At 67.2% G+C, this 21,725-nt stretch carries 18 protein-coding genes; 13 read left to right on the top strand and 5 right to left on the bottom strand.

The genetic code is table 11. The features are described from left to right. Window positions 1–15 precede the first annotated feature (15 nt). Together AC1D1S_RS03995 and AC1D1S_RS03990 are read right to left on the bottom strand one after the other, a co-directional pair. Entirely contained in the window at window positions 16–1,047 is a 1,032-nt protein-coding gene (locus tag AC1D1S_RS03995; RefSeq protein WP_243180725.1) for a DctP family TRAP transporter solute-binding subunit, read from the bottom strand. Between the two features lie 94 nt (window positions 1,048–1,141). Beyond that, window positions 1,142–2,494 carry an NAD(P)H-dependent oxidoreductase gene (locus AC1D1S_RS03990; protein WP_476993776.1) on the bottom strand — a complete coding sequence of 451 codons (1,353 nt, stop codon included), beginning with the start codon at window positions 2,492–2,494 and terminating at the stop codon, window positions 1,142–1,144. A 230-nt stretch (window positions 2,495–2,724) separates the two neighbouring features. Here AC1D1S_RS03990 and AC1D1S_RS03985 point away from each other — a divergent pair, with 230 nt between their 5' ends. Genes AC1D1S_RS03985 through AC1D1S_RS03975 form a run of 3 tightly spaced genes read left to right on the top strand, consistent with a single transcriptional unit; the run spans window position 2,725 to window position 4,592 of the window. After that, window positions 2,725–3,759, top strand: coding sequence for a LacI family DNA-binding transcriptional regulator (locus AC1D1S_RS03985; protein WP_476946688.1), 1,035 nt, complete (start codon window positions 2,725–2,727; stop codon window positions 3,757–3,759). A 9-nt stretch (window positions 3,760–3,768) separates the two neighbouring features. Next, window positions 3,769–4,080 carry a putative quinol monooxygenase gene (locus AC1D1S_RS03980; protein WP_476946689.1) on the top strand — a complete coding sequence of 104 codons (312 nt, stop codon included), beginning with the start codon at window positions 3,769–3,771 and terminating at the stop codon, window positions 4,078–4,080. After that, the gene (locus AC1D1S_RS03975) at window positions 4,080–4,592 is read left to right on the top strand and encodes a gluconokinase (protein WP_476946690.1); all 513 of its coding nucleotides are present in this window, start codon (window positions 4,080–4,082) and stop codon (window positions 4,590–4,592) included. The genes AC1D1S_RS03980 and AC1D1S_RS03975 overlap by 1 nt, the downstream gene beginning before the upstream one ends. 244 nt (window positions 4,593–4,836) lie before the next feature. Here AC1D1S_RS03975 and AC1D1S_RS03970 read toward each other — a convergent pair whose 3' ends face one another. Both AC1D1S_RS03970 and AC1D1S_RS03965 read right to left on the bottom strand, forming a co-directional pair. Further along, window positions 4,837–6,870 carry an ABC transporter ATP-binding protein gene (locus AC1D1S_RS03970; protein WP_476946691.1) on the bottom strand — a complete coding sequence of 678 codons (2,034 nt, stop codon included), beginning with the start codon at window positions 6,868–6,870 and terminating at the stop codon, window positions 4,837–4,839. Next, on the bottom strand, window positions 6,867–8,609 hold the full coding sequence (locus AC1D1S_RS03965) for an ABC transporter ATP-binding protein (RefSeq protein WP_476993775.1): 1,743 nt from the start codon (window positions 8,607–8,609) through the stop codon (window positions 6,867–6,869). Before AC1D1S_RS03965 ends, AC1D1S_RS03970 begins: the two co-directional genes overlap by 4 nt. A gap of 233 nt (window positions 8,610–8,842) precedes the next feature. Here AC1D1S_RS03965 and AC1D1S_RS03960 point away from each other — a divergent pair, with 233 nt between their 5' ends. Next, a complete protein-coding gene (locus AC1D1S_RS03960) occupies window positions 8,843–9,205 on the top strand; it encodes a VOC family protein (RefSeq protein WP_476993774.1) in 363 nt (120 codons plus the stop codon). A gap of 89 nt (window positions 9,206–9,294) precedes the next feature. Continuing rightward, window positions 9,295–9,918 (top strand): dihydrofolate reductase family protein, encoded by a 624-nt coding sequence (locus AC1D1S_RS03955; protein WP_476993773.1) that lies wholly within the window; start codon window positions 9,295–9,297, stop codon window positions 9,916–9,918. Between the two features lie 35 nt (window positions 9,919–9,953). Here AC1D1S_RS03955 and AC1D1S_RS03950 read toward each other — a convergent pair whose 3' ends face one another. Beyond that, window positions 9,954–10,874 (bottom strand): 2-hydroxyacid dehydrogenase, encoded by a 921-nt coding sequence (locus AC1D1S_RS03950; protein ID WP_476993772.1) that lies wholly within the window; start codon window positions 10,872–10,874, stop codon window positions 9,954–9,956. A 136-nt stretch (window positions 10,875–11,010) separates the two neighbouring features. On the opposite strand from AC1D1S_RS03950, the gene AC1D1S_RS03945 reads away from it, so the two are divergent. From AC1D1S_RS03945 to AC1D1S_RS03910, 8 genes are all read left to right on the top strand, one after another. Then, entirely contained in the window at window positions 11,011–11,943 is a 933-nt protein-coding gene (locus AC1D1S_RS03945; RefSeq protein ID WP_243180708.1) for a serine hydrolase, read from the top strand. Between the two features lie 463 nt (window positions 11,944–12,406). Then, window positions 12,407–13,072, top strand: coding sequence for a response regulator transcription factor (locus tag AC1D1S_RS03940; protein WP_223913445.1), 666 nt, complete (start codon window positions 12,407–12,409; stop codon window positions 13,070–13,072). 35 nt (window positions 13,073–13,107) lie between these two features. Continuing rightward, window positions 13,108–14,649 (top strand): sensor histidine kinase, encoded by a 1,542-nt coding sequence (locus tag AC1D1S_RS03935; RefSeq protein ID WP_476943736.1) that lies wholly within the window; start codon window positions 13,108–13,110, stop codon window positions 14,647–14,649. A gap of 304 nt (window positions 14,650–14,953) precedes the next feature. Continuing rightward, entirely contained in the window at window positions 14,954–16,186 is a 1,233-nt protein-coding gene (locus AC1D1S_RS03930; protein WP_476943737.1) for a glycosyltransferase family protein, read from the top strand. Continuing rightward, complete coding sequence (locus AC1D1S_RS03925) at window positions 16,173–17,393, top strand: glycosyltransferase (protein ID WP_476943738.1); 1,221 nt, start codon at window positions 16,173–16,175, stop codon at window positions 17,391–17,393. The genes AC1D1S_RS03930 and AC1D1S_RS03925 overlap by 14 nt, the downstream gene beginning before the upstream one ends. Next, window positions 17,390–18,565 carry a glycosyltransferase gene (locus AC1D1S_RS03920; RefSeq protein WP_243180697.1) on the top strand — a complete coding sequence of 392 codons (1,176 nt, stop codon included), beginning with the start codon at window positions 17,390–17,392 and terminating at the stop codon, window positions 18,563–18,565. Before AC1D1S_RS03925 ends, AC1D1S_RS03920 begins: the two co-directional genes overlap by 4 nt. Before the next feature lie 161 nt (window positions 18,566–18,726). Further along, window positions 18,727–20,448, top strand: a complete 1,722-nt coding sequence (locus AC1D1S_RS03915; RefSeq protein WP_476993771.1) for an ABC transporter ATP-binding protein — start codon at window positions 18,727–18,729, stop codon at window positions 20,446–20,448. Continuing rightward, a partial coding sequence (locus AC1D1S_RS03910; protein ID WP_476993770.1) for a phosphotransferase family protein occupies window positions 20,445–21,725 on the top strand: 1,281 nt, incomplete at its 3' end. The genes AC1D1S_RS03915 and AC1D1S_RS03910, both read left to right, overlap by 4 nt.

Genomic DNA, 21,725 nt, shown 5'->3' with positions numbered 1-21,725 from the left:
CGGCCCCGTGCGGGGTTACTTGGACGCCGTGAAAGCGATGGCCTCGTCGAAGAACTCCTTGCCAATCAGCTGGGAGAACTGCGGGTAGAGGCTCTTGGACGTGGCCTTGAATTCCTCCAGGCCGGCGGCGCTGAGCTCGTTGACCGCCATGCCCTTGGCAGCGAGTTCATCCAGCTGCTTCTTGGACTGCTCTTCGTCGTAGCCGGTCTTGAACGTTGCCGTTTCGGCCGACGCGTCGGTGAGGGCTTTCTTCTGGGCCTCGGAAAGTCCTTCCCACTTCTTCGACGACAGGGCGAGCACCCATGCGTCGTTGATGTGGTTGGTCAGTGACACATATTTCTGCACCTCGGAGAACTTATTGGTCCACGGCACCTCGATCGGGTTTTCCTGGCCGTTAATCGTTCCGGTCTGCAGGCCCGTGAAGACCTCGGAGAAGGCCATGGTGGTCGGGCTTGCTCCCAGCTTCCCGAAGAAGTCGGTCCAGAGCGGGTTGCCGGGGACACGGATCTTGAGGCCCTTGAGGTCCGCAGGCTCCTCTATGGGGCGCACCGAGTTGGTGATCTCGCGGCCGGTCCGGGTGAGGAAGGACAACGCTACGGTGTCCTTGGATGCGAGCTTTTCCTTCAGCACCTGGCCCGGCTTTCCTGCCAGGAACGCAGCTTCCTCGGTGGTGTCCTTGAAGAGGTAGGGGATGCTGATGCCGTTCATTTCCGGCACCACGGAGGCGTACACGGAGGTCGAGAGGATGAGGGCATCGAGTGAGCCGCCCTGCAGACGGGTGACGGCGGCGTTCTGGTCCCCGCTGAAGCTCGTTCCGTTCGGAACCACCGTGACAATCACCGACCCGTTGGAGGATTTCTTGACTTCATCGGCGAAGTGTTGGGCGGAAACGCCCACGGACGAGGTGAGCGGATCCGGAATGGAAAGCTGGATTTTCGCCGGTGCGCCGCCGGAGGAGCCGGGCGCTCCGGAGGCGCAACCGGCGAGGAGCGTGGCGGCCAGGGTGCAGGCCAGCACACCGGTGAGGGCGCGGGTTTTGGATTTCATGTGATGCCTTTCTTCGTTGGAAGGAGTCTGGTTCCGGAGGCGTGAACGACATCGAATGAAGTTCATGGCCGCGCCCGGTTTAGTGCGGGGAGCGTTAGGCGCTGAGGGCGGGTTCCGTCACGAGTGCTTCGGTTTCGCGGCGCAGTTCAAGGGCCTGGGCCAGGGAGTCGTCAATAATGACGTCGTCCCAGCCGACGATCTCGCCCTTGGCGACGTCGTTGCGCAGTTCCACGTGGTGGGCCAGCGCCACCGGGAGGGCCCCGGTTGCGACTGAGTGCCTGGCCGACACGAGCTTGCCCCAGACCGTGTATCCGCCTTCGCCGTCGAGGAATTCACCGGCTTTGAGGTCCTTCTTGGCCGTCGCGACGACGTCACCGAAGAAACCGACGGGCGAGCCGGTGGAGATCCCCCGGAGGGCGGCGTTGGCGATGGAGACGTTCAGCTCCAGGCCCACGTAGTGGTACGGGCGGTACAGGGCGGCGTACTGGCCGGTGGGGTCCGGGTGCCACGGGTACTCGTTGAAGCAGCCGGAAACGTAGTCGTTCGTGGCCTTGACGACGACGAAGACGCCTTCCTGGGTGTTGTGAGGGATCCAGGAACCGTCGCGGTTGACGCTGGACATGACGTCGACCGTGCCTTCGTGGGCGAGGGCTCCCCCGACGTCGGCGGGCCGGCAGATCGTGGCGATTTCCTCGACATCCCCCGGTGTGAACGACAGCCCGGCGTCAGAAGGTACCAGTCCGGCGCCGTTGGCGACGGCGGCCATCTCGATGGAAGCCTTCGTGCCGTCACGGAACGAGGTGTGCATGTTGGGGTTCAGCTGCCCCGAGTCGGTGAGTTCCTTGGAGAACTCCCAGTTCTCCCAGACGTTGTCCGGGTTCATCTCGTGATAGTGCTCAAGGTACTTCGCGCCCTTGCCGGCACAGACAACGTCGAAACCACTGGTGCGTGCCCAGTCCACGAGTTCCATGATGAGGGCCGGCTGGTCGCCATAAGCCATCGAGTAGACAACACCGGCGGCTTCCGCACGCTTGGCCAGGGCGGGACCTGCCAGGGCGTCGGCCTCAACGGTGACCATGATGATGTGCTTCTTCGTTTCAATGGCACGCAGTGCATGCTTCACACCCACAATGGGGTTGCCCGTCGCTTCCACGATGACGTCGATGTCGACGTCGAAGAGCTCGTCCGCGTTGGCCACGATCGTCGTGGAGCGGTCCCGGAGGGCGGTGGCGATGTCCGGCGCGATCTGGTCTTTGGGCCACCCGACGAGGTCGAAGGCGCCTTCTGCGCGCTTGACGTTGATGTCTGCGATGGCGACGACGTGGACGCCCGGGATGTTGTTCGCCTGCGCCAGGTACATGGTGCCATAACGGCCGGCTCCGATCAGGCCAACCCGGATGGGGCGGCCTTCCTGCTCGCGGTCGCTGAGGAGTTTGTGAAGATTCATGGGGATCTCTCTGGTTGACGTTCGCGTCGGAGCCCCCCGCCTGAAGGCGGAGCAACGTCGTCGTCGCGAATGGAGTTGAGGACCGGAGTGGAACCGGTTCCACATTTGTACCAGTGCGTGCTAGTCTGTGTCAACAGTCACAATCGAACGCAGTCGAACGGGCAAGGATCACAGGGCGGATAGACAGCCCGCGGTCATCAGCCGCCGATCGCGGACCTCAAGGAGGAGCAGTGAAGAAGGCCCCAACCATTCGCGATGTCGCGGCGGCTGCGGGAGTCTCGGTCTCTGTCGTGTCCCGGGTCCTGAACCCGGACTCCGGACCCGTCGCGCCGGCAAAACGGCAGGAAGTTCTCAGGATCATCGACGAACTCGGCTACCGTCCGCGCGCGGCCGCCCGGGAACTCAGCGCAGGCCATGCACTCACGATCGGGCTCGTGGTCACAGACCTCTCCAACCCGTTCTTCGCGCGGCTGGCTGACCGCATCGTGTGGGAGGCCCGCAGCCACGGCGTGCAGGTTGTCCTGATGACCACCCAGGAGGATCCGCACCTGGAAGCGGAATCGCTGGATACGCTGTTGGACCGGTCCGTGAGCGGTGTCATCGCTACCCCCACGGGCGGGAACGTTGAGAAATGGGCACGCCTGCAGGACCTCGGCGTGAATGTTGTCTTCGTTGACCGCACCATCGAGGAACTCGGCGAGGCCGACGTCGTCAGCATTGAAAACTATGACTCCGCCCAGCGCTCAACGGAGTACCTGATCGGCCTCGGCCACACCAGGATCGCCCTTATTACCGGGCCCCGGAGCACCTCAACGGGAAGGGCCAGGATCAGCGGCTACACCGCGGCGCACGACAGCGCGTCCCTTCCGGTCGACCCCCTGCTCATCCGCGATGTGCCTTTTCGCGGCGACGCTGGCGGCGACGCCGTCGGCTCCCTCCTTGCCATGCCACAGCCGCCCACCGCCCTGGTTGTGGCCAACACCGCACAGGTACAGAGCTCGGTCCGGCGGCTTGTTCAGAGGGGGGTACGCATCCCGGACGACCTCTCCGTGATCGTCTTCGATGACAATCCCTGGACAGAACTCATGTCCCCGCCGCTGAGCGTGATCCGCCAGCCGCTGGACATGCTCGCCGTCCATGCGCTCGAACTCGTGCTTGGACGGATGCAGGGAAGGTTGCCCGAAGGCCCGCGGCTCATCGAGGTCAAAGCCGAGTTCCTGCCCCGCAATAGCTGTGCCCCCCTCGCCCTAGCCCCTACCCACTAAGGAAAAACCATGCCCGTCGTCGTCACCGCAAAGTTCACCCCCAAAGAGGGATCCTTCGACCAGGTCGTCGCGGCCCTGTCCCCGGCCATTGCCGAGGTCCATGGGGAACCCGGCTGCCTCCTCTACGCCATCCACGAGACTCCCGAGGGCCACATCCTCATGATCGAGAAATGGGAATCCGCCGAACTGCTCGACGCCCACGGCGCCGGCGAACCGGTCAAGCGGCTCAACGCCTCCCTCGACGGGCTGCTCCAGCGTCCGGTCGAGGTGGCACGTCACGAGCCGATCCCGGCCGGGACCCCCGTCCAGGGCATTCTCTGATGAAACCTGTCCTTGTCGTAATGGGCGTCTGCGGGGCCGGAAAATCAACCGTAGGTGCTGCGCTTGCACAACGCATGGGTGCCACTTTTGTCGACTCAGACTCGCTGCATCCTCAAGCCAACGTCGAAAAAATGGCTGCAGGCATCCCACTCACAGACGAGGACCGGTGGCCCTGGCTCGGACTCGTAGGTGCCGAGCTGACCTCAAACCATCCGAAGGGAATCATCGTTGCCTGCTCGGCGCTAAAACGCGCCTACAGGGATGCAATCAGGGCCCAAGCACCCGCGGCAGCCTTCGTCCAACTCAAGGTCGAGCTGCCGCTTCTGCAAAGCCGGGTAGCGCAGCGTCCCGGACACTTCATGCCCCCTTCTCTTCTCAACTCTCAGCTGGAGACACTCGAACCCCTTCAGTCGGACGAAGCAGGACTGACAGTGCCCACCCAGGAAGGCATCGAGGCAACTACGAACGAAATACTCTCTCAACTCGACAACCTGCAAGCCATTCGCAGTTGACCCGCGAAGTGGGCTGCTACAAATAACATCCTGATATTCGGAGGACTCGTAATTGACCTGCGCTGGGATACCGACGACGAGCTTGAGGATCTCGATTTGCTGGGTGCCAGCACATTATAGTCAGCTGCCACACAGGCGCGACTGAGCTACTACGGGGCAGCCATCGATAGTGGATATTACGTAGAATTGATCCGCACTGAGAACTACCCGTCTCGAGTCCGACGGAAGAATGTTTCTGTTCCCGCTAAACCTCCGCCACCGGAGCCGCGAACTGCGCCGCATACAGCGCCGCGTACGCGCCGCCCGCCTCCAGCAACGAAGCATGCGTGCCCTGCTCCACGATCTGCCCCGCCTCCATCACCAGGATGAGGTCGGCGTCGCGGATGGTGGACAGCCGGTGGGCAATGACAAACGAAGTCCGGTCGCTCCTCAAAGCACTCATCGCCTTCTGCACCAGCACCTCGGTCCGCGTATCCACGGAAGAAGTCGCCTCGTCCAGGATCAGCACGGACGGCCGGGCCAGGAACGCCCGGGCGATGGTGAGCAGCTGCTTCTCGCCGGCGGACACATTGCCGCCTTCGTCGTCGAGCACGGTGTCGTAGCCCTCAGGTAGGGACCGGACGAACCGGTCCACGTACGTCGCCTTCGCGGCCTCCAGGATTTCGTCCTCCGAAGCGCCGGGCCGGCCGTAGGCGATGTTGTCCCGGATGGTCCCGCCGAACAGCCAGGTGTCCTGCAGCACCATGCCCATCCGCGAGCGCAGCTCATCCCGGGTCATCGCGGTGACGTCCACGCCGTCCAGCGTGATCCGGCCGGCGTCGAGCTCGTAGAAGCGCATCATCAGGTTCACCAGGGTGGTCTTGCCCGCACCCGTCGGGCCCACAATGGCCACCGTCTGCCCCGGCTCCGCCACCAGGCTGAGGGAGGAAATCAGCGGCTTGTCCGGCGAATAGGAGAAGGACACGTCCTCGAACACCAGCCGCCCCCGGCCACCAGTAGGCGCCTCGGACGGCGAAGGATCGGGCGACTGCTCGTCCGTGTCCAGCAGCTCGAACACCCGCTCGGCCGAGGCCACGCCGGACTGCAGCAGGTTCGCCATGGACCCCAACTGGGCCAGCGGCTGGGTGAACTGCCGTGAGTACTGGATGAACGCCTGCACATCGCCCAGCTGCATCGCCCCGGAGGCCACCTGCAGGCCGCCCACCACGGCGATCCCCACGTAGACCAGGTTTCCGATGAACGTCATGGCCGGCATGATCAAGCCGGAAATGAACTGCGCGCCGAAGCTCGCCTGGTACAGCTCCGCGTTCTTCTGCCGGAACCGCTCCTCCACCTCGCGCTGCCGGCCGAACACCTTCACCAGGGCGTGCCCGGTGTAGGTCTCCTCAATCTGCCCGTTCAGCTCCCCGGTGTGCCGCCACTGCGCGACGAACAGCTTCTGGGAGCGCTTGGCGATCACCGCCGTCGTCACGAGGGTCAGCGGAATGGTCACCAGCGCGATCAGCGCCAGCGTGGGCGAGAGCAGGACCATCATCACCAGCACCCCGGCCACGGTCAGCACCGAGGTCACGGCCTGGCTGATGGACTGCTGCAGGCTCTGGGAGATGTTGTCGACGTCGTTGGTCACCCGGCTGAGCAGCTCGCCGCGCTGCACCGAGTCGAAGTAGCGCAGCGGCAGCTTATTGATCTTCGCCTCGATCCGCTCGCGGAGCCGGAAGACCGTGCGCTGCACGACGCCGTTGAGGATGTACGCCTGCATCCAGCCGAACACCGATGCCAGCACGTACAACACCAGCGCCCACAGCAGCACGGTGGCCAGCGCGGTGAAGTCGATCCCGGCGCCCGGGGTCAGCGTCATGGCGCCGAGCATGTCCGCCTGCTGGGTCTGCCCGGCGGCGCGCATCTGGGCGAGCACCTGGTCCTGGGTCTCCCCGGGCGGCAGCTGCTTGGACACGACGCCGGCGAAGATCAGGTTAGTGCCCTCGCCCAGGAGCCGGGGTCCGATCACCGAGAACGTCACCCCGACGACGGCGAGCACCAGGACCAGCGTCAGCCACAGCCGTTCGGGCCGCAGCTCCCCCAGCAGCCGCCGGGCAGACGGTCCGAAGTTCATGGCCTTCTCGGCCGGGATGTTCATCCCGGCAAACGGGCCGCCGCGGCCGGGTCCGCCCGCCGGGCGCGGAATCCGCATCGGGGTTTGCGCCGCAGGAGCCCCGGGGGCCCCGGCGGCAGGAGCGGCGGCGGGGGCCGGCGTCGGCGCCTTGTCGGTGCGGCTCATGCTGCCTCCTCCGCTGCGAGCTGGGAGTTCACAATCTCCTGGTACGTCTCCGACGCCTCCAGCAGTTCCTCGTGTGTGCCGTGCGCGACGATCCTGCCGCGTTCGAGCACCAGGATCTGGTCCGCGTCCACAATGCTGGAGACCCGCTGGGCGATGATCACCATGGTGGCCCCGGCGGTGTGCTGCTTGAGTGCCTGCCGCAGCCGGGCGTCCGTGGCGGTGTCCAGCGAGGAGAAGGAGTCGTCAAAGATGTACAGCTCGGGCTGTTTCACCAGCGCCCGGGCGATCGCGAGCCGCTGCCGCTGGCCGCCGGAGACGTTGGTGCCGCCCTGCGAGATCGGTGCATCCAGCCCGCCCTCCAGATCCTCCACAAAATCCTGCGCCTGGGCAATCCTCAGGGCCCGCCAGAGCTCGTCCTCGGTGGCGTCCGGCTTGCCGTAGAGCAGGTTGCTGCGCACCGTGCCGGAGAACAGGTAGGGCTTTTGCGGGACCAGGCCGATGTGCCCCCACAGCAGGTCCGGGTGCAGCTCGCGGACGTCCACGCCGTCAATCCGGACCGAACCGGAGGTCGCGTCGAAGAGCCGCGGCATCAGGTTCACCAGGGTGGTCTTGCCGGAGCCGGTGCTGCCGATGATCGCCGTCGTCTGCCCCGCGCGGGCGGTGAAGTTCACGTCCGACAGCACCGGCTGCTCGGCACCCGGGTAGGCGAACCCGACGTCGCGCATCTCCAGCTCGCCACGGGCTGCCCGCCCGGCCGCGCGCGAAACCGGGCGCAGCGGCGGCCGGACGCTGGATTCGGTCCCGAGGACCTCGCCGATCCGGTCCCCCGAGACGGCGGCGCGCGGGATCATGATCGCCATGAACGTGGCCATCATTACGGACATCAGGATCTGCATCAGGTAGCTCAGGAACGCGATCATGGTGCCCACCTGCATGGAGCCGTCCTCGATCCGGAACGCGCCGAACCAGATCACGGCTGTGCTGGAGACGTTGAGGACCAACATCACGGTGGGGAACGCGAGAGCCATGAGCCTGCCGGCGCGCAGCGCAGTGTCCGTGACGTCCTCGTTGGCGCGGGCAAAGCGGGCCGTCTCCACGTCCTCCCGGACGAAGGCCCGCACCACGCGGATGCCGGTGAGCTGTTCGCGCAGCACCCGGTTGACGGTGTCGATCCGGGCCTGCATCACCCGGAACAGCGGCACCATCCGCAAGATGATCGAACCCACCGCGGCCAGCAGCACGGGGACGCTGACGGCGATCAGCCAGGACAGCTGCAGGTCCTGCCGGATGGCCATGATCACCCCGCCGATGCAGAGCATGGGCGCCGTAACCATGAGCGTGGCGGACATCAGAACCAGCTGCTGGACCTGCTGGACGTCGTTGGTGGAGCGGGTGATGAGGCTGGGCGGGCCGAACCGGGTGACTTCCTGCTCGGAAAACGCGGCGACCCGGCTGAAGATGGCGCCCCGGACGTCCCGGCCCAGCGCCATCGCGGCCTTCGCCCCGAAGTACACGGCCACGACGGTGCAGATGACCTGCAGCAGCGTGACCGCCAGCATCAGGCCGCCGACGCGCAGGATGTAGTCCGTGTCCCCCGTCGCCACGCCCTGATCGATGATGTCCGCGTTCAAGGTGGGCAGGTACAGCGAGGCAATGGACGCCGCCAGCTGGAAGACGACGACGGCGAGCAACAGCCGCCGCTGCGGCCTCAGGTATTCGACGAGCAGTTTCCAGAGCATCCGGTCTCCACTTCACGCGTCACAGGCACTTGTGTGGGTCAGTTTACGTCCGGCCGCCGGGAGATAGCTGGGTTCCTCTCAGGGCGAATCGGGGGCGGGCCTGCGGCGATGTTCAAATGCGCGGTTTGCTTGCCGGGCTGGACTGCTTGCCGGGCTGGACTGCTTGCCGGGCTGGACTGCTTGCCGGGCTGGACTGCTTGCCGGGCCTGCGGCCCGGGTGTAGCTTGAGGCGAATGCTGCGCATTGGCTCAATCGTCATCCGGGTGGACAACCTCGAACGCCAGATGAATTTCTGGCAGGCAGCCCTGGGTTACGAGCCGCGGTACGAGCCCGACGGCGACTTCGTGATCCTGCAGCCGCCGGGCGGCGTGGGCACCTGTGTCTCCCTGGACCGCGTCCCCGCGGCCGTCCAGATTCCCCCGCGACTGCACCTGGACCTCTACACGGACACCCAGGACGCCGAGGTGCAGCGCCTCCTGGCCCTGGGCGCCACCCGGGTCGAATGGAGCAAGCAGCCCGCGGACGCCGACTACGTGATCCTTGCCGATCCGGAGGGCAACAGGTTCTGCGTCGTGGACACCGCCGGGAGCCGCTGAAAACCTGTTGCTTCGCAGGGGACCGGTGTGCCAGCCTCGAAGTGATCCTGTCGCCGCGGCGACGACGGGCGACGGAGAAGGAGCACGGCATGGGACTCATCCATATCGACCTGTTCACCACTCTCGACGGCGTTGCGCAGGCGCCCGGCGGGCCCGACGAGGACCCTGCCGACGGCTTCGCGTTTGGCGGCTGGCAGGCACCCCTCATAGACGAGGTCGTCGGCGAGCAGGTCGTCTCCGGGATGGAAGGGATGGACGCGCTTCTGCTCGGACGCCGGACCTACGACATTTTCGCCGCCTACTGGCCGCACGCCAACGGTGACATCGCACGGCTGTTCAACCGCATCCCGAAATATGTGGCCTCGCGCCAGTCGCCGGCCCTCGAATGGGCAGACTCCACGCTCCTCGGTCCTGATACCGTCGCTGCCGTACGCGAACTGCGCGACCGGCACGAGCACATCCACGTGATCGGCAGCCTCGACTTCGTGCAGACCCTGTTCGCCGAGCGGCTCTTCGACCGACTCACGCTCTGGGTGTATCCGATCCTCCTCGGCGGCGGAAAGAAGGTCTTCGCGGACGGGGTGGTTCCGACGAACCTCAGGCTCATCGAGCCGGTCGTCGCCTCGTCGAAGGGCGCGGTGCAGCAGCGCTACGCGCTCGCCGACGGCACACCTGGCGTCGGAGATATGTCGGCAGTGACCCAGGAGGGCTAAAGCGACACGCCCGGGCTGTGGGCCGTGCCGCCCAACTAGCCGTTCAACACCACGTTCACCGGCGGCTCGCCCGCCAGCATGATCTCGATCTGCCGCTGCAGCAGCCGGCCCATCCGCGGGCGCATCGCCGAGCTCGCGCCGCCCACGTGCGGGCTGATGATGACGCCCGGGGTCCGCCAGAGCGGGTGGTCCTGCGGCAGGGGTTCGGGATCAGTGACGTCCAGCGCGGCGCGGATCCGGCCGGAGGCGGTGTGCCGGACCACGGCCTCCGTGTCCGCCACCGGGCCGCGGGCCACGTTCACCACCAGGGCGCCGTCCGGCATGGCCGCGAGGAAGGCGTCATCAATCAGGTGCCGGGTGGAGTCGCTGAGCGGAACCCCCACCACCACGATGTCGTGCTCCGGCAGGAGCGTGTGCAGCTCCGCGATGCCGTGGATCCGGCCGCGGCCATCCGTCCGTTCGGTGCTGGCCACCCGGGTCACGGTGGTCTCGAATGGAAGCAGCCGGTCCTCGATCGCCTTGCCCACCCCGCCGTAGCCAACAATCAGGACACGGCGGTCGGCCAGGCTGGCCGTGGGCCGGGCATCCCACCGGCCGTCCTGCTGGTTCTGGATCAGGCGGGGCAGCTCGCGCTGGCTGGCGAGGATCAGGGCGAGCGCCAGCTCCGCGGTGGAGGTCTCGTGCACGCCGGACGCGTTGGCGAAGACCCGCCCGGCCGGCAGGAACTCCGCCACGCCGTCGTACCCGATCGATTGGCTCTGCACCAGGGCCGTGTCCACCGCTGCCAGGCTCCGCAGGACCGCCGGCCCGCCCATGTACGGCGGGACCACGATGTCGATCCGCGGCAGGGGCGGCTCACCGGCGAGGTCCCACTCCAGGACAGTGACGTCCGGGTGCGGCTGAAGGTACTCACGCAACGCGGCGTCCGGCAGGCTGACAGTAATTTTCCGGGTCATGAATGCCAGCGTAGTGGACCCGCATCTGGGATTTTTGTCCCACTTGGGCCGCGCCCCGCGCGCTCCGTGGACTTCACCCCCGGCCCGGCCTAACGTCGGAGGCACCACCCAGTCGAGTCCGGAAAGGCCCACGCACATGACGAATCCGGGCCCCCGGCCGGCCGCTCCCACCCACCGCAGGAACGTGGTGCTCGTCTGGGCCGCCGCTGTGCTGGTGCTGGCCGCCGTCGTGGTCCTCGGCGCGATCCGCACCGCACCCGGCAGTGATTCCCACACCCGTGACTTCCTGACCCGCGACTTCCTGACCGGTGACGTCCTGACCGTCGCCCAGCAGCAGGAGCCGGGCCCGGCGGAGACCGCACCGGCAGCCCCCGCCGCCGCCGTCGACCTTCCCGCCGAGATGCAGCGGATCATCGGCGCGCACCCCGATCACCGGATCGGCGTCGCCGTGCTGGACACCCGCGACGGCCAGCTGCAGAGCTACGGCGACGTGGCACCGTACACCGCAGCGAGCACCGCGAAGGTCCTGACGGCCGCCGCCTACTACCACCTCGTGGAAACCGGCGATAAGTCACTCGATGCTCCCCTGGGTGCGTTTAATGCCGCGTTCCAGCTCAAAGCCATGATCAATACCAGCAGCGACGACTCATGGCTCCTGCTGATGCGGGACATCGGCTACCCCAACCTCACCGCCTACGCCGCCACCCTCGGCATCACCTACGATCCCGAGCAAAACCTGGTGGCCCCGCCGGACATGGCGCGGCTCCTGGCGCAGCTCACCACGGGCAAGCTGCTCAACGCCGATCACACCGCGGAGCTGCTCGGCTACATGCAGCACACCAATGACGAGGACCTCGTCCCGGCCGCCGTTGCGCCCGGCATCACGGTCCACCACAAGTACGGCGTGGTGCAGGGCTACGTCCACGACGCCGCCCTGCTCAGCGCCGGGGACCGCTCCTACGCGGTGGTCATCTATACGTGGGGCCCGGACGACGCCGACAGTGCGGACCGCCTGGACCTCATCCACGACCTGACTCGCCAGCTCACCGGCGCGCTTTTTGGGCGGTGATGGTGAGGTCCCTGTTAATAGCCTGAAAATCAACCGATCAAAGGTGGCGCAGGCTCCATTACGGGGGCAGGATGAAAGAAGCGGGAATAGTCTCAGCCGCAGCTGCCCGATGGAACCCCACGCCGTGGGGCCGTCCTCTGGAGGAGCACCAGATGTCCATTCCTTCTGAATCAAGAACGTTCAGTCGCCCCGACGCAGGGGCCTCTTGTCCAGCGCGCGGTCCAGCACGTCCCGCCGCGCCGCCCTGACGGGTCCGCACCAGCTCAACCGCCGGCCCCACACAGCGGGGCACGGGTCCGGCCCGCACTCCGGGCTGATCGAGGCTGCTGGGGCCCCGGAATTCCTCCCAGTCACATGTAGGAGACGCCGCAGTATTGGAGCAGGCCTAGGATCCCGCGAAGAGGACCGTGCAGATGCGCGGCTAGGGGGGCCTTCCGGATCCGGGCTTTTCCAGGGAGTCACCTTGACCCGCATCCTTATTGCAGAAGACGAAGAACGCATCTCCCGCTTCATCGAAAAGGGCCTGCGCGCGGCTGGCTACGTGCCCACAGTGGTCGCCGACGGCGTCACGGCCGTGGACTACGCCTCCAGCGGCGAATTCGATCTCCTGCTTTTGGACATCGGGCTCCCCCGCCTGGACGGGTACGCCGTCCTCGCGGCACTGCGCCGCGGCCAGGTGGGCATCCCGGTCATCTTCCTCACGGCCCGCGGATCATCCAGCGACACCGTCGCAGCGCTGGAGGGCGGCGCCGACGACTACATCGTCAAGCCTTTCCACTTCGAGGAACTCGTGGCCCGCATCAAGGCCCGGATCCGCAAGTCGGACACCGGCGATGTGCTGGCGGGAAGCGTCATGCGCTACGGGCACCTGGAGCTGAACCTGCTCACCCACTCGGTCAGCGTCGACGGCAGGATGGTGGAACTCTCCGCCCGCGAATTCGCGTTGGTGGAAATGTTCCTGCTCCACCCCGGGCAGGTTCTGAGCCGGCAGCAGCTGCTCAGCCATGTCTGGGGCTACGACTTCGACGGCACGTCCAACGTGGTGGATGTGTACGTGCGTCAGTTGCGGATGAAACTCGGCGCGGACCGAATCCTCACCACCCGCGGCGCCGGGTACCGCCTCAGCTAGGCACAGCAAGCTGATCCGCGCAGGAAGGGAACAGAGTGGCCACCTCGGATGAACATCCCAGTGAAGACGGCCAGGCCGCGCCGGCGGTTGCCTTCCCTGAGGCGGAAACCCAGGACCCGTCCGGCTGGGGCGCAAAGTTCCACTCGGTGCGTTTCCGGGTGGTGGCCGCCATGCTGGGCATGATGCTCGCCGGAGTGGTCACGGCCGGGGTGGTCACGTTCGTGGTGCAGTTCCAGGAGGCTGACGCCAGGACAGACCAGGCGGTTCTGGACAAGGCCAACGCCGTGGTCAAGCTCGTCCAGACCAACAAAAAAACGTCCGGAGACTACGCTAACAGGAAGTACATCAGCGCACTTCACGAGGCCGCGGAGGATATCGAGCCGCGCAGCAACGAGGTCATGGCAGGGATAGTGGATGGGCATGTGGCATGGACCGTTGAGGGCAACGGGGACAGCAACCTCCTGAACAACAGCATGTTGGCCGATGCCGCCCAGCTCAGTAACCAGGCCGGCGCGTCCTTCGGCGAGCTGAACTCGGACGGCCGTCCGCTCAGAACAGTGGTGGTGCCCATGAAAGGCGCCCCCGGGACATTCTTCCTGGTCGGCCGGGACGCGGGCGACCAGCGCGAGCACAACGCCAGCTCGGTCCGGACGTATTCGCTGGTGGCCCTCGGCATGCTCCTGGCTGCCGCGGTGATTGGCAGCGTGGTTGCCGGCCGGCTGCTCGATCCGCTCCGCCGTATGCGCGAGACTTCCCGGGCGGTGGGTCCGGAGGACCTCACGCAGCGGGTCCAGGTGCGCAAGGGCGAGGACGACGTCACCCTGCTTGCCAAGACCTTCAACACCATGCTGGAAAGACTCGATGAGGGCGCCCAGCAACAGCAGCAGTTCCTGGACGACGCCGGCCATGAACTGCGGACCCCGCTGACCATTCTCCGCGGGCACCTCGAGCTCGTGACGGTCGATGATCCGGACGATGTCATTGCCACCAGGGACGTGCTGCTGGACGAGGTGGACCGGATGCAGCGCCTGGTGGACGACCTCCTGCTGCTCGCCAACTCCGGCGAGATCGGCTTCATCCAGCGTGAACCCGTCCGGGTCCCGGAACTCCTGGATCAGGTCATGGAGAAAGTGCACGTCCTGGCCGACCGGCACTGGCAGATCGATGAAAGAGCCGACTACGTGGTGGAGGCGGATCCGCAGCGCCTCACCCAGGCACTGGTCCAGCTCGCCGCGAACGCCGTCAAGTACACCGGTCCGTCCTCCACCATCGCGCTCGGCTCCCGGATTGAGCGCCCGACGGCGAACGACGGCACCTCGCTGCCCCCGCAGGACACCCTCGTGCTGTGGGTGCGCGATGACGGGATCGGCATCGCCACCGAGGACCAGAGGCGGATCTTCGAACGGTTCGGCCGGGCGCACACGGGCCGCGGCGTGGAGGGCTCGGGACTAGGCCTTGCCATTGTCGCGGCCATCGCCCAGGCGCATGGGGGCGTGGCCACGGTGGAATCCGAATTCGGCCACGGGGCCACTTTCCTGATCCGGATCCCCCTGCAGTCCTCCGGCGTCCGCGTCTGACCTGGCCCGCCGTCTTACCTTGCCCGCCGCCTTACCTTGCCCGCCGTCTGGCCTGGCCCGCACCTGCCGGTGTACGTGCCTAAGCGCGGCGCCGCAAACGCGGGCCCTTGGATGAGGAATCCTTAATCATCCCCTCATCCCATCCTCACTCTCGGGGCGCACGCTGGTGCATAACATCAGACAGCACCTGCCCGTACACAGTCGCGTTGGCGACCGTGTCCGGGGGCACCGGGGGCGGGGGAGGATTGTTGTGGAGCCATTGCGGATAGTGCTGTACTCGCATGATTCAGTGGGCCTGGGACATGTGCGTCGGAATCTAGCACTGGCCCACGCGCTGAACAATCAGCTTCCCGGCCTGATCGGCCGCCCCGTCACCGGAATCCTCATCACCGGCACAGCCCTCGCACCGGCGTTCCGGCTGCCCGAGGGCTGGGACTGGGTACTCCTTCCCGGTGTGGCGAAGGGTTCCGCGGGCTACCTGCCGCGGAATCTGACGTTGCCCATGGGGGAGCTCGTGCCATTGCGGGCCAGGCTGCTGCAGGCAACGCTGGCCGGTTTCTCCCCCCACCTCGTGGTGGTGGACCGGCACGCCACGGGCGTTCATGGCGAACTCGAAACAGCCTTGCGCCACGCCCGCACCGCCGGGCCCGTGCGCGTGGTGCTGGGCCTCCGAGAGGTCCTTGACTCGCCCGCCGCGGCCCTCGCCGAATGGGCCAGGGTGGGCGGTCCCCGCGTGGTGAAGGACCTGTTCGACGCCATTTGGGTCTACGGCGATCCCGCGGTCCATGATCCCGTAGCAGCCGGCGAAATACCGTTCGCCCTCCGAAAGCTCATCCGGTACACGGGCTACCTCGCCGAGGGGCGCCCTTCGGCCTCCGGCACCAGCTGCATGCCCGGGCGGTACTGCATGACGACGGTCGGCGGCGGTTCGGACGGCTATGCCCTGGCCCGCGTCGCCGTCGCCACGCCGGTCCCGGACGGGCTGGGACACCTCGTGGTCGCCGGGCCGCAGATGCCCGCCGAGCAGCTCAACGACCTCCGGCAGCGGGCCCGCCCCGGCGTCAAAGTGGTCGCCGCAGTCGATGACATCGTGTTCCACATCCGGCACGCCGGCGCAGTCGTGGCCATGGGCGGCTACAACACGGTGTGCGAAATCATGAGCACGCCTGTCCCGGCCCTGATCGTGCCCCGCACGCAGTCGCGCGCCGAGCAGCGGATCCGGGCCGCCTCCCTCGCCGCGGCCGGGTACCTGGAGCAACACGAGATTGGCACGCTGACGCCGGAGATCCTGGCGGCCTGGCTGGCCGCCCGGTTCGGCACCACCGTGGACCGCCGTCGTGCCGTGCTGGACGGCCTGATCCGGGTTCCGCAGCTGGCCGCCGAGCTGCTGCGGCCGCTGGCCACCACCGGGCTGGCCGATACCGAGCGGGACAGTGCCGATCAGGTCACCGCCGAACGGGCCAGTGCCGAACAATTCAACGCGGACGAAAGCGATGCCGCCGTGAGCGTGAAAGGTGCCAGCCGTGTCGCCGTTTGAACCGGGGACGGCGTACGTCCTGAAGATGTACCCGCGGTTCTCCGAAACGTTCATCGTTTCGGAGATCCTGGCCCGCGAGGCCGCCGGGGACCGGATCGAAATCTTCTCGCTCCGGCCCACCGACGACCCCCGGTTCCACCCCGAGCTCGCCCGGGTCCAGGCACCGGTGACGTACATTGACCGCCCCATCAAGACTGTGGCCCTGTGGGAGAGCCTCCGGATGGCCGACGCGGCCGGGCTCACAGCCGCCGTCGGCCGGAATTTGGGCGAACTCGCCGCCGCCTCGGCAGACGACGCCGTGCAGGCCATCAACCTGGCCACCGCGCTGCAGAACCGCAACATCCGGCACATGCACGTCCACTTCGCCTCGGGATCAACCACCGTGGCCCGGCTGACGTCCCTCATCACCGGCATCCCGTTCTCGTTCACCGCGCACGCGGTGGATATCTTCCATGAATCGGTCCAGGACGAGGACCTGCGGCTCAAGCTCGAGCAGGCCCACCACGCCGTGACCATCAGCCGGTACAACATGCGCTACCTGTGCCGCCGCTTCCCGTCCTCGACCGCCCGGCTCCATCTGGTGCGCAACGGCCTGGAGCTGGAGCGCTTCCCGTACCGGGAGCCCCGGCCGCTAGGAGCCACCCTCCGGATCGCCGCCGTCGGGCGCCTGGTGGAGAAAAAAGGCTTCCAGTATCTGTTGCCCGCGGCCGCCGAACTGCTGGACCAAGGGGTCAAACTGGACCTCCGGATCGCCGGGACCGGGCTCATGGCCGAGGAACTGGAGGCCGGCATCGGCGAGCTCCGGCTCGGCGGGTACGTCCGCCTCCTCGGCCCGCAGACCCAGGACCAGGTCCACGAGCTGCTCCACTCCTCCGATGTCTTCGTGGCACCCTGCGTGGTCGGCGCCGACGGCAACGCGGACGGCATGCCCACGGTCCTGCTCGAGGCCATGGCCACGGGCGTCCCCTGCGTCAGCACGTCCGTCACCGGGATCCCCGAAGTAGTCCGGAACGGCTCCACCGGGATCCTGGTCCGGCCGGGCAACCCGCACGCCCTGGCCCGCGGCATCTGCACGCTCGGCTCCCCGGCCACGGACAGGCTTGCCATGTCCCGCAACGCCCGCGCCCTGATCGAGGAGGACTACGACGTCCACCGCCAGGCCGAGCTCCTGAGGTCCCTCTCCCGTTCTGAAAGGAGAGTCGCATGACACGCGTGGCCTATCTCTGCGCCGACCCCGGCGTTCCTGTCTTCGGCACCAAGGGCTCCTCCGTCCATGTCCAGGAAATCGTCCGGGCGTGGCGTGGCACCGGCGCCGTCGTCACCGTCTACTGCACCCTGCTCGGCACCGAGCGGCCCAGCGATCTTGCCGATCTCGACGTCGTCGAAGTCAAGCCGGAATCCGTCCCCGCCTCGGCGCGGGAACGGGCGGTCCAGGACGCCGCGCTGGGCCTGGCGGACGAGGTCCTGCGCAACGGTTGCGGGCTGTTCTACGAGCGGTATTCGCTGTTTAGCCCGGCACTGTCGGTGGTGGCCCGCATCCTGGACGTGCCGTCCGTTCTTGAGGTCAATGCTCCGCTGATCGAGGAGCAGCAGCGGTACCGCCAGCTGCTCGATGTGAAGAAGGCTGAGACGGTGTTCCGCCGCAACGCCGCGACGGCCGACGTCGTGGCCTGCGTCTCGGATCCCGTGGTCCGCTGGGTGCGGGCGCGGGTGCCGACCGCCAGGACTGTGCTGGCGCCGAACGGAGTGAACGTCGAACGGATCACGGCCCGCCGCCCCGGCCGACGGAATCCGGACCACCTCACCGTCGGGTTCGTCGGAACCTTGAAGCCCTGGCACGGTGTCCCCGGCCTGCTGCACGGTGTCGCCCTGGCCAACCAGCAGACCGCCGACCCGGGCCTGCGCTGGCAGCTCCATGTGGTGGGTGACGGCCCCGGCCGGCAGGACCTCGAACGCCTCGCCGAATCCCTCGGCGTGCCGACGGTATTCTCAGGCGCCGTCGCGCCGGCTGCGGTGCCCGGCCTCCTGGCAGAATTCGACGCCGCCGCCGCTCCCTATCCCCCGGACGGACCTGGCCAGGACGATTACTTCTCGCCACTGAAGGTTTTTGAGTACATGGCGGCCGGGTTGCCTGTGATCGCGAGCGCCGTGGGCCAGATTCCGTCCATCATCCAGGACGGCCGCACCGGGATCCTCGTCCCGCCGGGGGACCCTGCCGCGCTCGCGGACGCCCTCCTCCGGCTCGGCCAAGACCCGAATTTGCGGGAAAGGCTGGGGCTCGAGGCCCGCAACGACGCCGTGCAGCGGTTCAGCTGGAGCGGGGTGCTGTCCCGGATCACCGGGGCGCTGCCGCCTGCACGCAGACTGGCCAGGCAATGACCACCACTGCCAGACATTCGCACCCCCGCAGCTGGCGGACCTTGTGGCGACGGACCCGCACCAGCGCACCGGCTGAACTCTCACCGCTGCGGCGGACCTTGCGGTGCGTCCGCCCGCATTTGCGCGGGCACAGGCTGCTCATCACTTGGGGATTCATTGCCATGGCCGTGGACATCCTCTTCCGGCTTCTTGAGCCGTGGCCGGTGAAAATCGTCCTCGACTCCGTCTCACACTCACTCGGCGCCACTCTGCGCAGGTCCCCGCTCAGCGTGGAGGCGAGCGCGGAGGTGTTGCTCCTCTGCGCCGGTGCGGTGGTTGTCATCTGCCTGATCCGGGCCGTGGCCGGCTACGTGTCCGCGATTTCGTTTGCCCTGGTGGGTACCCGGATTTCCTCCGAATTGCGCGCCCGAACCTTCCGCCACCTCCAGGGCCTGTCGATGCGCCACCACAGCCGCGCCTCCACCGGCGACACTGTCCAGCGGCTCGTCGGAGACGTGTCCCGGCTGCAGGATGTGGCCGTCACGGCGGGGCTCCCCCTCATCGGCAATTTCGTGTCGCTGATAGCAATGATGATCATCATGCTCTGGCTCGATCCTTTGATCGCACTGGTGACGTTCGTGTCCATCGGGATATTCGTGTTGGTGTCCCGCAAGAACTCGGGATCGATTACTACGGCGGCCCGCAAGTCACGCAAGGGTGAAAGCGCCCTGGCCACCACCGCCGCCCAGACGTTGGGCGCAATGCGCGAAGTCCAGGCGTACGGACTCGAAGACACCCTCAGCTCGGGCTTCAGCAAGAGCAACCAGTCGGCACTTGGCTCAGGGGTGGTCACGCTGCGGCTGGCCGCCAGCCTGCAACGGAAGACCGACGTCCTGACGGGAATCGCGACGGCGGTGGTCCTGGCTGCCGGTGGATGGAGGGTGATGCACCACGCGATGACACCCGGAGATCTGGTCGTTTTCCTGACTTACCTGAAAACCGGGCTGAGGCCACTCAAGGACGTGGCCAGGTACACCAGCCGTATCGCACGCGCGACGGCCTCCGGGGAACGGGTTGCGGACCTGCTTGAGGCCCAGAGTGACGTGCCCGAGTCACCGCACGCCGTCGCCCTCAAGAACCCGCACCCGGACATTGTGTTCGAGGACGTCTGGGCCGGCCACTTCGAGGAAACCGCGGTGCTCAAGGGAATCACCCTGACCATACCGGCGGGTCAGCACTGCGCCGTGCTGGGGCCTTCCGGGGCCGGGAAGTCCACGCTGGCAAGCATGATCCTCCGGATGGTGGACCCGTGGAAGGGAAGTGTCAGCCTCGGCGGCGAGGACCTGCGGGCCCTGAAGATCGCTTCCGTGCGTTCCCATGTCTCAATCCTGCTCCAGGACTCCGTGCTGTTCGGAACCTCCGTCCGGGAGAACATCAGGTTCGGCCGCCTCGATGCCACCGATGAGGAGATCGAAGCCGTGGCGGCCCTCGCCCAGGCCGACGGTTTCATCCGCGCACTGCCCCAGGGCTATGAAACCGTCCTTGGCGAGGCGGCCAACGATCTTTCCGGGGGCCAGCGTCAACGGCTGGCCGTCGCCCGTGCCATGCTCCGCAAGGCCCCGATCGTGATCCTGGACGAGGCGACCGCCGGCCTCGATCCGGCATCCCGGGATTCGGTCCTCAGCGCCCTGGACACACTCACCGAGGGCCGGACCTCCATCACGATCACCCACGACGTCAACTCGGCCCAATCGTGCGACCGGGTGATCTGGCTCGAAGACGGCCAAATCCTGGAAGACGGGCCGCCGCAGTCATTGCTGGCCGATCCGGATTCCCGCTTTGCCGGCTGGGTCCACCGGCAGCAGACCCCCGAGCCGGGTGAACTGTTCAAGGTGCCGACGTGAGCACCCCGCAGGGACAGCGGCTGCAGGGACGATGGCTGCAGGGACAGTGGCTGCAGGCGCAGCGGCGCGACGCTGACCGTGCCCTGGCGGCGCGTGACGCCCGGATCCCTGGCCTGAACTGGGTGCTCGACGACGAGCTGCTCTCCGAGCTCCTGGGCGAAAGTGTGCAGATCGTCAGGACCCGCTACAAACCGCACACCTCCGCCCTCGTCGCCTTCCGCCGGACCGGCTATGGGGCCGGCAGCGGAAGTGACGCGAGCGGTGCCGGCAGCTACGGCTGGGCACTGACAACAACACCGGAGCACGTCGGGAAACTGCAGCAGCGGGCAGACAGTTCGCAAAAGCGCGGCGGCGGCATCCGGCTTATCCAGCCCGATCATCTCAACCCCGACGTCGCCGTGGCGGCCGGTCCCATCGAGGAGGACTGGCCGCTTCGCCCCAACCTGCGCTGGCTCCGGGACCACGGACTCCGTCGGCTCGGAGCGCTCCCCGCGGCAGGGCGCTTCCTGGACCCCCCGGTCAGCGTGCTGAGATACAACCCGGAGCGCAGGCTCGTTGCCAGGGTCCCCACGGAGACGGTCCCCGTCGTCGTCAAGACCGCCGTCCAAGCTGACGAGGCTGCCGCGGGACTCCGCCTGCGGCAGCGGCTTCAGAGCCACGGCATCCCGGTCCTGCCCGAACTCGCGGACCCGGAATGCGCCGCGCACGGCATCAGTGCCTCCCCGGGCTGGGGCCAGGGAGACCTGGGCGGCGGCGCCAACGATCCGGCCGCCTACCGGGCCGGCCAAGCCCTGGCGGCGATCCATGGCATGGACGCGGGCGCCGGGGCGGACCCGATGGCGGATATGGAAGACCTTGTACGCCAGCTCATGGCCACGCGGTCCATGATCACCTGCCTGCTCCCCGGGCTCGAGGCTCCGGTGGACGCGCTCACCGGCCGGCTCCTGGCAGCTGTCGGCGCCGCCGGACCCCGAAGACAACAGCCGGTGATGGTCCATGGTGACTTTTCGGCGGACCAAGTCCTGGTGGACGGCCCGGCCATCCGCATTATCGATTTCGACCGCGTGACGACCTCCGACCCGGCGAGGGACCTTGGGTCCTTTGCCGCGGTGGAGGACATCGCAGACCCCGCTGGCGTCGGGCCCGTCGCCGGCGGCCGCAAGACGACCCAGCTGATCGACGGTTACCGCGAGGCTGGCGGGCACGTATCGCAGGCCAGGGTGGAGACCTGGGCGGCCTTCCGGTTGTTCCTGAACAGCGTCGACCCGTTCAGGAAC

The sequence above is a fragment of the Arthrobacter sp. P1_A5 genome (assembly GCF_056406825.1).
This window is presented reverse-complemented; position numbering and strand designations above follow the sequence as displayed.

Coding starts and splice junctions, on each gene's coding strand:
- AC1D1S_RS03995 (WP_243180725.1), bottom strand. CDS start 1,047: ATGAAATCCAAAACCCGCGCCCTCACCGGTGTGCTGGCCTGCACCCTG.
- AC1D1S_RS03990 (WP_476993776.1), bottom strand. CDS start 2,494: ATGAATCTTCACAAACTCCTCAGCGACCGCGAGCAGGAAGGCCGCCCC.
- AC1D1S_RS03980 (WP_476946689.1), top strand. CDS start 3,769: ATGCCCGTCGTCGTCACCGCAAAGTTCACCCCCAAAGAGGGATCCTTC.
- AC1D1S_RS03975 (WP_476946690.1), top strand. CDS start 4,080: ATGAAACCTGTCCTTGTCGTAATGGGCGTCTGCGGGGCCGGAAAATCA.
- AC1D1S_RS03970 (WP_476946691.1), bottom strand. CDS start 6,870: ATGAGCCGCACCGACAAGGCGCCGACGCCGGCCCCCGCCGCCGCTCCT.
- AC1D1S_RS03965 (WP_476993775.1), bottom strand. CDS start 8,609: ATGCTCTGGAAACTGCTCGTCGAATACCTGAGGCCGCAGCGGCGGCTG.
- AC1D1S_RS03960 (WP_476993774.1), top strand. CDS start 8,843: ATGCTGCGCATTGGCTCAATCGTCATCCGGGTGGACAACCTCGAACGC.
- AC1D1S_RS03955 (WP_476993773.1), top strand. CDS start 9,295: ATGGGACTCATCCATATCGACCTGTTCACCACTCTCGACGGCGTTGCG.
- AC1D1S_RS03950 (WP_476993772.1), bottom strand. CDS start 10,874: ATGACCCGGAAAATTACTGTCAGCCTGCCGGACGCCGCGTTGCGTGAG.
- AC1D1S_RS03945 (WP_243180708.1), top strand. CDS start 11,011: ATGACGAATCCGGGCCCCCGGCCGGCCGCTCCCACCCACCGCAGGAAC.
- AC1D1S_RS03920 (WP_243180697.1), top strand. CDS start 17,390: ATGACACGCGTGGCCTATCTCTGCGCCGACCCCGGCGTTCCTGTCTTC.
- AC1D1S_RS03915 (WP_476993771.1), top strand. CDS start 18,727: ATGGCCGTGGACATCCTCTTCCGGCTTCTTGAGCCGTGGCCGGTGAAA.